The sequence below is a fragment of the Clostridium sp. FP2 genome (assembly GCF_011065955.2).
In the GTDB taxonomy this organism is placed as follows: domain Bacteria; phylum Bacillota; class Clostridia; order Clostridiales; family Clostridiaceae; genus Clostridium_AD; species Clostridium_AD tagluense.
Genome location: NZ_JAAMNI020000001.1, coordinates 4,521,378 through 4,536,101 on the forward strand (window position 1 = coordinate 4,521,378; position 14,724 = coordinate 4,536,101).

The 14,724-nt window shown below is 32.1% G+C and carries 13 protein-coding genes; all 13 read right to left on the minus strand.

Annotated features, from left to right (window positions below; translation table 11 throughout):
* Positions 1 to 63: 63 nt before the first annotated feature.
* On the minus strand, positions 64 to 2,211 hold the full coding sequence (locus G9F71_RS21370) for a HelD family protein (protein ID WP_164948704.1): 2,148 nt from the start codon (positions 2,209 to 2,211) through the stop codon (positions 64 to 66).
* A 51-nt stretch (positions 2,212 to 2,262) separates the two neighbouring features.
* Complete coding sequence (locus G9F71_RS21375; protein WP_164948658.1) at positions 2,263 to 3,351, minus strand: dipeptide epimerase; 1,089 nt, start codon at positions 3,349 to 3,351, stop codon at positions 2,263 to 2,265.
* A 187-nt stretch (positions 3,352 to 3,538) separates the two neighbouring features.
* On the minus strand, positions 3,539 to 4,930 hold the full coding sequence (pepV, locus tag G9F71_RS21380) for a dipeptidase PepV (RefSeq protein WP_164948659.1): 1,392 nt from the start codon (positions 4,928 to 4,930) through the stop codon (positions 3,539 to 3,541).
* Between the two features lie 70 nt (positions 4,931 to 5,000).
* Positions 5,001 to 5,165, minus strand: coding sequence for a PqqD family protein (locus G9F71_RS21385; RefSeq protein ID WP_207712049.1), 165 nt, complete (start codon positions 5,163 to 5,165; stop codon positions 5,001 to 5,003).
* A gap of 261 nt (positions 5,166 to 5,426) precedes the next feature.
* A complete protein-coding gene (gene lepB, locus G9F71_RS21390) occupies positions 5,427 to 5,951 on the minus strand; it encodes a signal peptidase I (protein ID WP_164948661.1) in 525 nt (174 codons plus the stop codon).
* A 173-nt stretch (positions 5,952 to 6,124) separates the two neighbouring features.
* Positions 6,125 to 7,513 (minus strand): alanine/glycine:cation symporter family protein, encoded by a 1,389-nt coding sequence (locus G9F71_RS21395; RefSeq protein ID WP_164948662.1) that lies wholly within the window; start codon positions 7,511 to 7,513, stop codon positions 6,125 to 6,127.
* Between the two features lie 397 nt (positions 7,514 to 7,910).
* The gene (locus G9F71_RS21400; protein WP_164948663.1) at positions 7,911 to 8,132 is read right to left on the minus strand and encodes a hypothetical protein; all 222 of its coding nucleotides are present in this window, start codon (positions 8,130 to 8,132) and stop codon (positions 7,911 to 7,913) included.
* Between the two features lie 31 nt (positions 8,133 to 8,163).
* Positions 8,164 to 8,574, minus strand: a complete 411-nt coding sequence (locus G9F71_RS21405) for a ferritin family protein (RefSeq protein ID WP_164948664.1) — start codon at positions 8,572 to 8,574, stop codon at positions 8,164 to 8,166.
* An 86-nt stretch (positions 8,575 to 8,660) separates the two neighbouring features.
* Positions 8,661 to 9,410, minus strand: a complete 750-nt coding sequence (locus G9F71_RS21410) for an MBL fold metallo-hydrolase (RefSeq protein ID WP_164948665.1) — start codon at positions 9,408 to 9,410, stop codon at positions 8,661 to 8,663.
* A 311-nt stretch (positions 9,411 to 9,721) separates the two neighbouring features.
* The gene (gene rlmD / locus G9F71_RS21415) at positions 9,722 to 11,113 is read right to left on the minus strand and encodes a 23S rRNA (uracil(1939)-C(5))-methyltransferase RlmD (protein ID WP_164948666.1); all 1,392 of its coding nucleotides are present in this window, start codon (positions 11,111 to 11,113) and stop codon (positions 9,722 to 9,724) included.
* A 128-nt stretch (positions 11,114 to 11,241) separates the two neighbouring features.
* Positions 11,242 to 11,601 (minus strand): DUF1540 domain-containing protein, encoded by a 360-nt coding sequence (locus G9F71_RS21420; protein ID WP_164948667.1) that lies wholly within the window; start codon positions 11,599 to 11,601, stop codon positions 11,242 to 11,244.
* A gap of 316 nt (positions 11,602 to 11,917) precedes the next feature.
* Complete coding sequence (gene pyk, locus G9F71_RS21425) at positions 11,918 to 13,678, minus strand: pyruvate kinase (RefSeq protein ID WP_164948668.1); 1,761 nt, start codon at positions 13,676 to 13,678, stop codon at positions 11,918 to 11,920.
* An 83-nt stretch (positions 13,679 to 13,761) separates the two neighbouring features.
* A complete protein-coding gene (gene pfkA / locus G9F71_RS21430) occupies positions 13,762 to 14,721 on the minus strand; it encodes a 6-phosphofructokinase (RefSeq protein WP_164944034.1) in 960 nt (319 codons plus the stop codon).
* Between the last annotated feature and the right edge of the window lie 3 nt (positions 14,722 to 14,724).

Genomic DNA, 14,724 nt, shown 5'->3' on the forward strand with positions numbered 1-14,724 from the left:
CGCGAAAGCATTCAAGCAATATATACTTGACCTTATAGCATAATATAAGAAAAAATTTTTAATCTAAAATGAACTTTTTTGAACCACATGAAGCTCATGTAATGCTCTAGTTGCCATCACATATCTAAGTTTATCCTCTTGCTTATATTCATCTCCTGTACCACTTGGTCCTTCTAGCAGCATAATAACTGCATCAAACTCAAGTCCCTTAGCAAAGTAAGATGGAATAACAACAATGCCACTATGATACACTGCATTTTCATTGTTAATAATTTTAATCTTAGCAATGTCTTTAATTAACTTAAAGATTTTTTCTGTTTCAATTATATCCTTACATATAATTGCAATATTTTCATAAGCCTTGCTTTTAAAATCTTCAATTTTTTGTACCATATAACTTTTAAATTCATCCGTGTCAGATATTGATTTTTCTGTTACAGGTTCGCCACTTCTTACTATAGGAACAATAGGTTCTGTACTTAAATATTTATTGGCATACTCCATAATTTCCACTGTAGATCTATAACTAGTATTTAGTTTAAACTCCTGAACATTACATTGTGGAAGTATATTTTTCAAGTCATGCATAGGCAGCTTGCCATCATATGGAATAATTCGTTGATTACTATCTCCAACTATGGTTAAGGAAGTACACCTTGTTAATTCTTTTATTACTAGGAATTGAAGTTGATTATAATCCTGAGCTTCATCTATTACTACATGTTTCATTTGCTCAGAAACTTTTATTCCCTCTAACTTATTTTTAAAATACAAGATACCACCTAAATCATTTTCAGTTAATCTTTTATAGCCATTGATTTTGTTGTATAAATCAACACAATTTCCATTTTCTAGCCAAGTAAGATTTCTTTTTAACTTTATTATCTCTTTAATAACTTCTCGTATTTTAAGTTTTCTATTAAACTCTAAATCATTTACTTTAAAACTTTGTTCTTCCTCAGATAATAAAGACACAGTTTTTTCATATTCCTTTTGTATAAGTCTAACTTTTTCATCTCTAGCATCACTAATCTTAGAATAAATAATTCTTTTAATTTTCTTACTTCTCCTAAATAAGGGCATAGTTTTATAATAATTATAAAACATTTCCATTATATCTTCTTTAGATAATATTACCTCATTCATAAAAAATAAATCTTCTATTTTAAAATATTCACTATCTAATTTTTCTACTGACTCATCAAGGAAATTCTTATATTCTATAGAATTTTTATAGATAATATCCTCTGTAAATTCACTTTCACCACTAAGCACTTTTTCCATGTATTCTTTTAGACTCATTACTTCTTCAATCTCTAAAATATCAAAAGCAAAGTCTCTAAAGGTTGTTTGTTTAACCCCTGACTCTCCAAGGCTTGGTAGCACTAAAGATATATACTCCATAAATACATTATTTGGTCCGAGTATTAGAACTTTATCTTGGAGTATTTTTCTGTAATTATAAAGTAGATAAGCTACCCTATGAAGAGCAATAGTAGTTTTTCCACTTCCTGCCACCCCATCCACAACAATAGTTTTGATTCTTGGTTGTCTTATTAAGTCATCCTGTTCCTTTTGTATTGTCATTATTATATCTTTTAACTTTTCTGAAGCATTGCTACTAAGCACCATTTGAAGTATCTCATCTTTTATATCTAGTGCTGAGTCAAACATACCCATAAGTTTTTCTTTTTTTATAATGTATTGTCTCTTAGCTAAAATATTCACTAGCATCTTTTCTTTAGGTGCTTCATAAAAAGCTTCTCCTAAAGCTCCGGTATAAAATAAGGATGCAATTGGTGCTCTCCAATCTACTATTAGTGGTTCAAATGTATTCTCTGGAGTAACTCCAAATCTTCCTATATACATTTTATTAATACCAAAATCTTCTTCCGAAAAATCAATTCTTCCAAAATAAGGAGAGCTCTTAAGCTGAGTTAACTCTTTAAGTCTTCTATCAATAGTTTTGAAGGCTTCTTCCTTAACATATATCTCATGATCAAAATATTCTATTACCATATCCTCATCATCTCTATAGTCTTCAATTACTTTTTTCCTATACTCTAAAATATATTTTGTAATTTCCTTTCTCTTTTCAATATATTTTAGAATTTCTTCACTAATGATTTCAATATCCACTTTTAGTTTTTCTTCTTCTATATTAAATTCTAATTGCTTTTTTAATTCCACTTCTATGAGACTAGCGTCCATATCATATTTATTATTATTCAAAACTATCACCCCATTTCAATGGTTATATTTTTATAAAATTTCATGCCATCCAATAATATCTGAAATACCAAGGCCCGGAGAATCATTAATAGTTATTCTATTTCCTGTAATACATGCTCCTCCGATTATTGAATCATGCTCAAATAACAACATAGTATCTAGGTCTGCTTTAATCATATTAGATTTTGATGCCGCAAAACTAGCTGCTGCTGTTATGCCCATTCTACTTTCTAGCATACAGCCCATCATGCATCTTATACCCATATTTTCTGCCATATTGTATATTTTTATTGCATTATTTATGCCTCCACACTTCATAAGCTTTATGCTTATAAGATCTGCTGCTCTTCTTTCAATTATCTTAAAGGCATCTGAAGGCCCAAAAACTGCTTCATCTGCAAGAATTTTTGTTTCTACGTTATCTGTTACATATTTTAATCCATCTATATCCCAAGCATTAACTGGTTGCTCAACAAACTCAATGTCTAGTCCCATATCTTCAAATTTTCTAATAATACTTACAGCTTCTTTGGGTCTCCAACCTTGGTTAGCATCTACCCTTATTTTTATTCCTCGTCTTACTGCTTTTCTTACAGCTTTTACTCTCTCTATATCATGTTCTAAATCATTCCCAATTTTTACCTTTAAATAAGTATACCCATCCATTACAGCTTCTAGGGATTTTCCTACCATTTGTTCTACAGTATCATTTGCTATTGTAAGATCTGTAGTTAATGAAGTTTTGTATCCTCCCAAGAATTTATAAAGTGGCACTCCATATTTTTTACAAAGTAAATCATATATAGCCATATCAATAGCAGCTTTCGCACTATTATTTCCATGAATTGAATTATGAATTACTTTCATAATTTCTTCAAGATTATCGATGTCGAGTCCTAGAATTTCTGGCTTAATATAATTTATTGCTCCAATAATTGAATTCTCTGTTTCTCCAGTTATAGAAGGCGTAGGAGCTGCACTACCATATCCTATTTCTCCTGTATCTGTAATCATTTTTATAACTATTTCATCAGAGTATGTAAGGAATCTCTTTCCTACTCTATATGGTTTTTTCAAAGGAGTACTAATTTTACCCATTTTAATCTCTTTTATTTTCATAACTATCCTCCACTAAAAGTTTAATATTTTTTATAGTGTTTAAGTTGTTCATAATATTGTATTATACCTCTATATCCATTTTAATTCTACAACTTTTATATTAATTAATTTTAAAAATATAGCTCTTTTAAAATACTAAGGCCTATATCTCATTTTATAAGATATAGGCCTATAAGTTATTCCATTATTACTTTGCTAATTCATATAATGCGTGAGCATATATTTTAGCATTCTTAATTAAATTATCTATAGTGATATATTCATTTTTCTTATGAATAGTATCTGGTTCCCCTGGGAACATTGGTCCAAATGCTACAGTGTTAGGCATTTCCTTAGCATAAGTTCCTCCACCTATAGATAGTAATTTAGCTTCTTCGCCAGTTTGCTCAGTATAAACTTTTTGAAGTGCTTTAATAATTGGGCTATCTGGTGAAAAGTATAATGGTCCTTGGTGCTCAAATTTTTCTATTTTTATTCCAGTTCCTTCTATCCTACTATTAAATGGATTCATCATATCTTCTAGTTTATTTGTTACAGGGTACCTTAAATTCAAAGTCATTGTAGCTGAATTTTGATCCATGCTTACAACTCCAACATTAAAGGATAATTTTCCTGAATTCTCATCTTCGAGGCAAACCCCAAAAGACTCACCATGTGTTTCCATACCTATATTCTTATTTAAAAATTCAACGAATTCTGACACATCGTTTGTTCCAAGGTCCACAGTTCCAAGGAAAGCAAATAATTGCATTATGGCATTTACTCCAATTTCTGGTGTACTTCCATGAGCTGCTTCACCTACAGATTTAATTATTACCACATCTTCCTTAACTTCACAGGAAAGCTTGTAATCCATCTGTTTTGCAAAAATATCTAATGCACTAACAATGTTTTTTGCATCTTTAGCTACTATTCCTGCTTCACAATAATCTGGTACTATGTTAGCTACTTGACCACCTTTAATATATTTTATAAGGTTTTCACCAGAATTCTTTTTATTAAAATCTTTTACAATGTTGAAAATAGTTATACCTTTTTCTCCATTGATTATTGGATAGTCTGCATCTGGTGTAAAACCAGCAACTGGTGCTTTTTCTTTTTCTAAATAATGCTCAATTTCCTTGCTTCCCGTTTCTTCATTAGTTCCAAATAAGATTCTAATTCTTTTAGAAATAGGTAGTTTTGCATCTTTAATTGCCTTTAGTCCATATAATGTTGCCATTATTGGTCCTTTATCATCTGTAGTTCCACGTCCGTACATTTTCCCATCATGAATTTCTGCGCCGTAAGGTGGATAAATCCATCCTTCTCCTTCAGGAACTACATCTAAGTGTCCTAAGGCTAAAACATAATCCTCGCCTTGTCCGTACTCTGCATATCCAACATAACCATCTAAGTTAACTGTATGAAAGCCTAAATTCTTTGCAGTATTTAAAGCACATTCCAATGTTTTAGCTACACCTTCTCCAAAAGGCATTCCAGGTTTTGGTTCACTTTCTATACTCTTAATTCTTATAACCTCTTGAGTAGATTTAACAATATCCTCTTTCATAGCGTCAATTAATTTATTTATTTCCATATTCGTTCCCCTCCATTTATAGTCCACATTAAATCATCTAATGTGGTTTATTTAGATATGATATATATTATTATTTTTCAAAAGTAATCCATCCCTTTCGAGACAAATACCTTAGAAACATAATTAATCTATTAATAACATTTTGCTCCGTTTCATTAAATCTTTCTACTATAGCTAAGGCTATGTCATAAACAGTCTTAGTTCCATCACAAAGTTGCCAAACCATAGAACCCATTTAATCTTTTATACCGTGCCTAATTATAACACTAAATGGTTTTTTTGTCTATTTTTGTAGCGAATAGGTAATTTGCTAATCCTAGTGCAAAGAACATCATTGTTGAGAATTCATGACTTAATGCTAACCCTGGAAGTATTTTAGGACCGTATGCTATATCTAACCAAGAAATATTGGGATAGATATTCCTAACTGTAGCATGTTTTCAAAAAAAATGAAAATAACAGATGTATAAACTTGCATTCATACTCTGCTATTTTCTTACTTTAATTTTCCAAATGTGCTAAAAGGACTAATTCTAATTCTTGCTTTACCCATTATATCTTTCTCTTGTATAAAAGGGTATGCCCAGTATCTTGCATCTAAAGAGTTTTTTCTATTATCTCCCATAAAGAAATAACTGCCTTCTGGAACTTTAAATTTTAATCCTGCTTTGCCACCTCTATTTGCATCTACAACATAACTCTCGTCGATTTTCACCTTGTTTATGTATAGTGACCCATCATCTCTAATTTCCACTTCATCATTAGGTAGTCCAATAAGTCTCTTTATTAAATCTTCATTTAATTCATCAGAATGGAATACTACTATATCCCCCTGTTTGAGGTTTTTCTTGTTATGAACTCTTGTTACTAAAATCTTATCATCTAGTTTTATAGTTGGTAGCATTGATCCAGTTGGAACAGACACGTTAAAGAAAATAACCTTATTTATGATAATTGCTATTATAATTGCTGCTAGTATTGGCAGTATCCAGTCTTTAAATACCTTTTTTATAATATCCATGATTATCTCCTCTCAATTCTAATACACTAATATTTTATCACAATATTTATAATATAGCAGTATTTAAAATTTAGCATATGTAAACAATTTTTAAACTTTTAGTGCTTTAATCTATAAAATTATTAAAGCCCTTAGCATTTTAGCGTGCCAAGAGCTTTATTTATAAAATCTATTTACATTGATAAAGAATTTCCTTTTTCATCAACTTGCCTTATGGGATCAGTGTCTATTGCTTCAAGGTTATCATCCCATAAATATTTCTTAGTTTCACTAACAATTACAGGACTGAGTACTATTAAAGCAATTAGATTTGGAAGTGCCATTAATCCATTAAATAAATCCGCTAAATCCCAAACTAGATTAAGTGAGAACACTGAGCCAACGTAAACAAATATAACCCAAAGTATTCTATAAGGAAGGATTGCTTTTTTACCAAGTAAGTATTCGATTGCCTTTTCTCCATAGTATGACCAACCAAGTATAGTTGAAAATACAAATGTCAAAAGTCCAACTGTTAAAATGATAGGCCCTACCACGGGAATAGCCGCGAATGCTCCTTTAGTAAGTGCCGCACCCTTTACTCCTTCTTGCCACAAACCCGAATTTACAATAACTAAGCCTGTCATTGCACATACAACTACTGTATCCCAAAAAGTACCTGTTGCTGAAACTAGAGCTTGCTTAACAGGATTTCTTGTTTGTGCTGCAGCTGCAACTATAGGTGCACTACCAAGACCTGATTCATTTGAGAAAAGTCCCCTTGAAACACCATATCTCATTGCCATCATAACCCCTGCTCCAGCAAATCCACCAGCTGCAGCTTGAGGTGAGAAAGCATCCTTAAATATTAGGACTATTGTGCTTCCAATAGTTTTGTGACCTATTACTAGAAGTATAATACACCCAATAACATAAAATATAGCCATGAATGGAACTAAAATATCGCAAACCTTAGCTATTTTCTTTATTCCACCTAATATAACGACTGCTACTAATACAGCTATTACAAGGCCTGTAGCCCAAGTTGGGATTTTAAATGTTTCATATACCATTGACGATACGGAGTTTGCTTGTACCATACACCCAATACCAAAAGCTGCAATACTTGTAAATACTGCAAATAATACTCCTGCCCATTTTGCATTAAGTGCATGTTCTAAAACATACATTGGTCCACCTGCCATTGTACCATCTTTAGTTTTAACACGATACTTAACAGATAATAAAGACTCAGAATACTTTGTAGCTATTCCAAATACACCCGTTAACCAACACCAAAGAACTGCACCAGGTCCACCAAGACCAACTGCTGTTGCAACACCAACTATATTTCCTGTTCCTATAGTAGCTGCAAGCGCTGTAGTTAGAGCACTAAATTGACTTACATCTCCCACACCAAAATCATCTTTGGTTACAGAAAGTTTTATAGCCTTAAAAATGTAGCGTTGAATAAATTTAAGCCTAAAAGTTAAAAATAGATGAGTGCCAAATAATAATACAATAAGTGGTATTCCCCATATCCAGCTATCAATTTGGGCAATTAGTTGACCGAATGATTCCATAAAAAATCCCCCTTTTATAGTTTAATCACTCTTATTATATATTATTTGGAACCTATAATAAATCAGAATTTTCCGACAAATTCTGATATATACTTTTTCATAAAATTTAAAACTCATCAATAAAATTTGAACTTTTTTATGAATTTACAATCAATAAAATCCTTCAATTTCCAGCATGCCCCTCCTGATATAGCCATTCCCTTGTACTGCATGATTCCTTTTTTATTCCCTGAGGATATAATTGCCATATGATTTTTCTGAGGTATATATTCCTGCAATCCATCATTTCTTATGAATTTCAGTATATTATTGTAGAGGTGAGGAGCTTCCCTGATAGCATAAACACCAACTTTTTTTACATATGAAAATTCATAAAAGGAAATACAGTCTCCTGCTCCTAAAATAAAATCATAATCAACTTCTTTAAATCAAAGGAGATTTCATCTAAGCTATAAAATCCTTCCAAATACCCAGCAGCCATTCCTGAATAATACTGATAGTTAGAATCAGACACAAGAAGGACTTTAAAACCAGGAATTGCATTTAAACAAAACTGCTTTATAAGGAATATATGAGTATGACCCCCACCCACCAGCAGTGATCTTTTAATTTTTTCCATAATACCATCCTTTTATCTTAAAATATTAATTTTATCTTTTGGAACAAAATTTTTCCACTAGATCTCTCAATATTTCTCCATGACGGCCTTCATCCAATGCAGCAGATTCTATTTGCTTAGCTGCTTCTTCTAATCCAATATCTCGTATACGTCCAGCAAATTGTTGAAGCTTTTCTACACCCCCACTCTCAAGTGGCGCCATCTTTCTTAGCACATCAAAAATTTCTTCATTAGCATGTCCATTTAATATAGCATATAATCCTGCATGACGTGCTTCATCCGCAGCAACTTTTAACAGACTCTCTGCCACTTCTTCAAGCCCTCTTTCTTTAGCTAAGCAAGCTAAAGCAGAATACATCGCCGCGCCCTGTCCTTCACCTTTCCAAAGCTTATCTATTTCTTCTTCGAATTCTGTACCTTTTGTTACTCCAAAAATACTCATATATCTGCCTCCTATTTAATTATTTAATCTTACCATAAAATGTTAAAAAAATTCCAAACAATCCTACCCATAATGCTCCTACATCCTTATAATTTCATGATTAGTTTTTGCTCTAAAGAAATCAGAGCTTCCGGAGTATGCGTCGATAAATAGACTGTGTCATTTTCTTTTACAAACTCTCTAACTTTTTCTAACGTTTCCTTTGCCAAATCCTTATTTTCAAATACTACTGACAATTGATTTCTTCTTAGAGCCTCATCTGTATATGTTACATCTCCCTGAATCATATAATTTAATCCTTCAAATTCTACAATAATTATTGAATTTCCATTAGTATGCCCATAAGCAGGTAACATAGTAATGCCCTCAGCTATTTTCTCGCTTTTTTCAAAATTTTTGTATTTACCATCTTGGAAATCAACTCTAATTATATTTTCCCCATGTAATTGCATGGCATTTGCTTCTATTTCTGAAATGTAAATTTTCGCATTGTTAAATAACCTTAGCTCTCCACTATGATCAGGATGTTTATGTGTTATAACCACTTTGTCTATATCCTCTGGTTTGTATCCTATATTCTTTAGAGCATTTACAAAGTTTGCAATTTTTTCTCCCATATATAGCTTTTGGTTTGGCTCTCTTTTGAATTCTGGTGTTTCTACTGGTAACCCCGTATCTACTAATATAACTTCTTCTCCAGTATCTATTAAATAGTTTTGCAAACTAGCTGAATATATTTTATTCATATCAATGTCTTCTTTTGACATTGATCCTCCAAATGCAAATGCCTCTTTCATTTCTCCGTTTTTATAAAACTCTAAAGCAACAATTTTCATTTTTTATTCCTCCTTGTAAAATCTAGTTATAATCTTAATAAGAACCTGTAATTTAAATCGTATACGATTTATTTCTATTTATACAGTATCATATGAGACAATAAATTACAAGAGCCAGTTCTAATATTATTAAAGTATTCTTTTTATTTGCCACTATAATTTAATTTTAATTAAAATCACCATTGATAATCCCTTTCTATTCTATTAAAAATCGCCTAATTTTATTTAAATAAATTAGACGATTTTCTGTAATACAAACCCACTTCAATATTCATTTAAAATCCTCAACTTACCACGTGGATGGCACCAGGCTATTTTTTCTCTATACGCGCCACGCACTCAACATGAGCCGTTTGAGGAAACATATCCACAGGCTGAATTTCTAACGTCTTATATCCAAGTTCATCTAAAATTCCTAAGTCCCGAGCTAAAGTACCCGGATCACAAGAAACATAAACTATAGTTCTAGGTCCCATACTGCTTATGGCTTCTAAGAGAGTTTTATCACAACCCTTTCTTGGTGGGTCAACTACCACTACATCAGCCTGCACTCCAAGGCTTATAAGCTTTGGAATAGCATTTTCTGCCTCACCTACTATAAACTCTGTATTATTTACCTTGTTTTCTTTTGCGTTTATTATAGCATTTTCAATGGCTTCTGGTACTATCTCCACCCCATACACCTTTTTCGCCTTTTGAGATAGAAATAAGGATATAGTTCCTGTACCACAATAAGCATCCAGCACCACTTCTCCACCACTTAAGTTTGCATACTCTAGTGCTTTACTATACAACTTTTCTGTTTGAATTGAATTAACTTGGAAAAATGATAGTGGAGAAACTTCAAATTTGAATTCTCCTATATAATCAGTTATAGTATCTTTTCCCCATAGTGTTACACATTTTGCTCCCAGTATTACATTTGTTTTTTCACTATTAATATTTTGTACTACACTGACAAGCCCTTGGATCTTTTTAGTCATCGTGGCTATAAATTCTTCTTTATATGGAATATTCTTACCATTAGTGACTAATACCACCATTACTTCTCCTGTTTTAAACCCTTTTCTTATCATAATATGACGAAGCAATCCCTTATGGTTTTCTTCATTATAACTTTGGATATTATACTCTTTCATCCATTGTTTCGTAAGCTTTACCACAACATCCGCTACCTTATCTTGAATATGGCAGGTTTCCATGTTTATTATGTCGTGACTTCTTGCTGCATAAAAACCAATATCTATTGTTCCATTTTTATTAGACACAGGTAATTGAACCTTATTTCTGTAATTATAAGGTTTTTCCATTCCTAGTGTAGGGTGCACTATTACATCTTCCAACTTTCCTATCCTATTTATAACCTGTATTACCCTATTAGTTTTAAAATCTAATTGCCCTGTATAATCTATATGTTGAAGATTACAACCTCCACAATTCTTATATATAGTACAAACTGGCTCTATTCTACTGCTTGATGATTCTATTATCTCTAATAACTTACCAAAGGCAAAACTTTTAGAAATCTTAACAATTTTTACTTTTACCTTTTCACCTAATATTGCACCAGCTACAAAAACAGTAAAGTTATCTATCTTACCTACACCTTCACCCTCGTACCCCATATTATCTATAGTCATTATATAGTCCTCATTTTTTTTAACTGGAATAATATAATTATCAAATTTTTTATTACTTTTCATTATTTTTCCTCCTACCTTAGCTATAACTATTTTCCCATACTAAAGGCATCTTGAAAAAATAATTTCTTTCAAGATGCCTTTTATCATCATCTAAGAAAAACCCTAAACTTTATAATTGAAAAATGACTTTATTCTTCGAAGGTCTCACATTCTGTTTTTTCAATACTTAAAGCATCTTTCCCATACATTATAATATTACCTGCTAAACATAATTTTTTTTCATTATGTTTACAATATATAGCTTCACATCTAATCATTGGACTCATTTCTATAGAGTCACTATTAAATGCTTGTTTAAATTCACCTACTACATTCATATTGAGCACATTAATTAATGAATTCTTTAATCCCTTTTCAGCAAAATTCTCACACTGTGTTCCCTCGCTACTATGGGCGTTTAATCCAGAAACATGGATAGTCCTAGCTGAACATATTGCTGATATATTATTAACACAATTCATTGCGCTGCAACTTAAAACTCCGTTCATATTTATCCCTCCCACTACTTAATTTTAATTATAGTTTGTAGCTTTTACTTTTATTATACTATAGAAAAGAAAGATAAAGATAATTAAACTCATAATTTTTGTGGTTTTTCATTTAAAAACAAAAAAAGCACCATATAGATGCTCTAATAGAAATCAGTTGCCTTGGTATTTATTTATAATTGTACCCATAATTGTTTTAATTATACATAATTTTTCTTAATATGTAAAGTATTTTTAAAAAAAAGATTGCCAGATATCTGACAATCTTAATCACAGCATTACTAACTTAGTATATTAGGAGTAAGCTAGTTGCTTTTTAATTTTTTACGTTAGCCCTACCACTATAAACAATACCTCGAGCTGCATCCATAGTTATAAATGAACCAGTTTTAATAACTTCCGTTGCTCCAGTTGCATTATATATTATTGGAATTTCTCTTGATGTACATTCAATTACAACACTTGAGCTTAATTCATCTTCTTCTACTATAATTCCAGAAACTCTATCTAATATCTCAATATATTCTCTGTTTAATGTTTTCACTACTAAAATATCTCCATCTTGCATAGTATCATTAGCTTCTTTTGTGCTTTTAACATAATAAGCTGTACCACATGCTGATGCACTTATATTGCCCTTACCTTGAAGTAATATATCACCAACAATATGAACCTTCATCATATTTGTGCTACCTACAAAATTCGCTGGAATTCCAGCAGCCATAACTACTAAATCTCCCTTTTCTACATATCCTGCTTTTAGTGCAATATTCACAGATTTATCTATAAGTTCATCTGTAGATTCTACTTTTTCTGCACATATTGCGATTACACCCCAGTTTAATGCAAGACTTCTAGCTACTTTTTCATAAGGAGTAACTGCTATAACAGGACATTCTGGTCTATAAGCTGAAACTTTTCTAGCTGTACTACCGCTTTGAGTTGCAGTAATAATAGCTGAAGCATTGAGTTCCATAGCTGTATTGCAAGTAGCTAAACTAATAGCATTTGGTACATTAGGAATATGAGACTTTCTCTTCTTGTTTAAATTTTCTTCATAGTTAAGAACATCTTCAGCAGCTTTTGCTATTTTAGACATTATTGTTACTGCCTCTACAGGGTATTTACCATTAGCAGTTTCACCACTAAGCATTATAGCATCTGTACCATCAAATATTGCATTTGCAACGTCTGATGACTCTGCTCTAGTTGGTCTTGGATTTCTCATCATAGAATCTAACATTTGAGTAGCTGTTATAACTGCCTTTCCAGCAGCATTACACTTCTGGATAATCATTTTTTGAACTATTGGAACTTCTTCAGTAGGAATTTCAACTCCTAAATCTCCTCTTGCAACCATAATACCGTCAGAGAACTTGATAATATCATCGATATTATTAACGCCTTCTCTATTTTCAATCTTAGAGAATATTTGTATATCTGCTCCACCATTTTCGTTAAGTATACGTCTTATGTCAAGTACATCAGAAGCTTTTCTTATAAAAGATGCAGCAACAATATCAACTTCCTGGGTAACTCCAAATTTTAAATCTTCAATATCTTGGCCTGTAAGTGCGGGAAGATTTATTGAAACTCCAGGCACGTTGACTCCTTTATGATTACCAACCATACCAGTATTAGCAACTATACATTCGATTTTTTTACCTTTTATTTCTTGTACTATAAGTCCTACGAGGCCGTCATCTATTAATATAATATCATTAGGTTTAACATCTTCATTTAGTTTATTATATGTCACTGAGCAAGTAGTCTCATCTCCAATAACTTCTTCACCACAGACAACTGTAAACTTAGCACCTTCTTTTAATTCAACTTTACCCGCTGCAAAATTTCCTGTTCTAATTTCTGGTCCTTTAGTATCAAGTATTATAGCAATATGTTTATTAAGTTCTACTCTAAGGTCTTTTACGAGATCCATTCTTATCTTATGTTCCGCGTGGTCTCCGTGAGAAAAATTGTGTCTTGAGACATCCATTCCTGCATTGATTAAGCTTCTTATAGTTTCACTGTTGTCACTAGCCGGTCCTACGGTACATATAATTTTAGTTTTTTTCATAAATTGCTCTCCTTATTGAATCTTATTTTTTTGAATTTAATATCTATTTAAATATGCTTATTTTAACATATTTTTGCCTATTTCTAATAAGAAAGAATTTTTGATATTTCATAAAGTTCTTCGTCTAATTTTCTTGGCATTGCAAGCGCTGTATTGATATCTTCATCAATTATTTTACCATCTCTCATACCAATTACTCTTCCTGATTTACCTTCCATAAGCACTTCTACTGCTGCTACTCCCATTCTTGAAGACAGCATTCTATCGAAGCCACTTGGACTTCCACCTCTTTGAATATGACCAAGTATGGTAGCTCTAGATTCTATTCCTGTTATTTCTTCAATTTCCTTAGCAAGCTCATTTGCTCCACCTACGCCTTCAGCCAGTATTATTAGGTTGTGCATTTTTCCTCTTAGCTTACCTTCAAATATAGTTTTGCACAAATCATCTATTTCATACCCTTTTTCAGGAATAATTACTTTTTCAGCCCCTCCGCCAATTCCAGCGTATAAGGCTATGTCTCCACAATTTCTTCCCATTACTTCAACTACACTAATTCTTTCATGGGAACTTGAAGTGTCCCTTATCTTATTTATAGCGTCAAGTACTGTATTTAAAGCCGTATCAAAGCCTATAGCATATTCAGTATAAGGTAAGTCATTATCAATAGTTCCAGGTATACCAACAGTTGCAATACCCATTTCTGATAAATACTGTGCTCCTGTGAAAGATCCATCGCCGCCAATTACCACTAGGCCATCAATGCCAAATACTCTTAGTACATTAGCTGCTTTTTCTCTTCCTTCTGGAGTTTTAAATTCTTCACAACGTGCAGTTCTAAGAATAGTTCCACCTTTATGAATTATATCAGAAACAGAACGTCTATCCATTTCAAAAAGCTCACCGTTTATAAGCCCACTATATCCTCTTTGTACACCCATAACCCTTATACCTTTATAGATAGCCATTCTAACTACTGCTCTAAGGGCTGCATTCATTCCTGGTGCGTCTCCCCCACTTGTTAATACCGCAATTGTTTTCATAAA

Excerpts from the sequence above, each read along its gene's own strand:
- rlmD (WP_164948666.1), bottom strand. The coding sequence starts at position 11,113 with ATGAAAAGTAATAAAAAATTTGATAATTATATTATTCCAGTTAAAAAA.
- G9F71_RS21420 (WP_164948667.1), bottom strand. The coding sequence starts at position 11,601 with ATGAACGGAGTTTTAAGTTGCAGCGCAATGAATTGTGTTAATAATATA.
- G9F71_RS21395 (WP_164948662.1), bottom strand. The coding sequence starts at position 7,513 with ATGGAATCATTCGGTCAACTAATTGCCCAAATTGATAGCTGGATATGG.
- G9F71_RS21400 (WP_164948663.1), bottom strand. The coding sequence starts at position 8,132 with ATGGAAAAAATTAAAAGATCACTGCTGGTGGGTGGGGGTCATACTCAT.
- G9F71_RS21385 (WP_207712049.1), bottom strand. The coding sequence starts at position 5,165 with ATGGGTTCTATGGTTTGGCAACTTTGTGATGGAACTAAGACTGTTTAT.
- pfkA (WP_164944034.1), bottom strand. The coding sequence starts at position 14,721 with ATGAAAACAATTGCGGTATTAACAAGTGGGGGAGACGCACCAGGAATG.
- G9F71_RS21410 (WP_164948665.1), bottom strand. The coding sequence starts at position 9,410 with ATGAAAATTGTTGCTTTAGAGTTTTATAAAAACGGAGAAATGAAAGAG.
- G9F71_RS21370 (WP_164948704.1), bottom strand. The coding sequence starts at position 2,211 with ATGGACGCTAGTCTCATAGAAGTGGAATTAAAAAAGCAATTAGAATTT.
- lepB (WP_164948661.1), bottom strand. The coding sequence starts at position 5,951 with ATGGATATTATAAAAAAGGTATTTAAAGACTGGATACTGCCAATACTA.
- pepV (WP_164948659.1), bottom strand. The coding sequence starts at position 4,930 with ATGGAAATAAATAAATTAATTGACGCTATGAAAGAGGATATTGTTAAA.
- pyk (WP_164948668.1), bottom strand. The coding sequence starts at position 13,678 with ATGAAAAAAACTAAAATTATATGTACCGTAGGACCGGCTAGTGACAAC.
- G9F71_RS21405 (WP_164948664.1), bottom strand. The coding sequence starts at position 8,574 with ATGAGTATTTTTGGAGTAACAAAAGGTACAGAATTCGAAGAAGAAATA.
- G9F71_RS21375 (WP_164948658.1), bottom strand. The coding sequence starts at position 3,351 with ATGAAAATAAAAGAGATTAAAATGGGTAAAATTAGTACTCCTTTGAAA.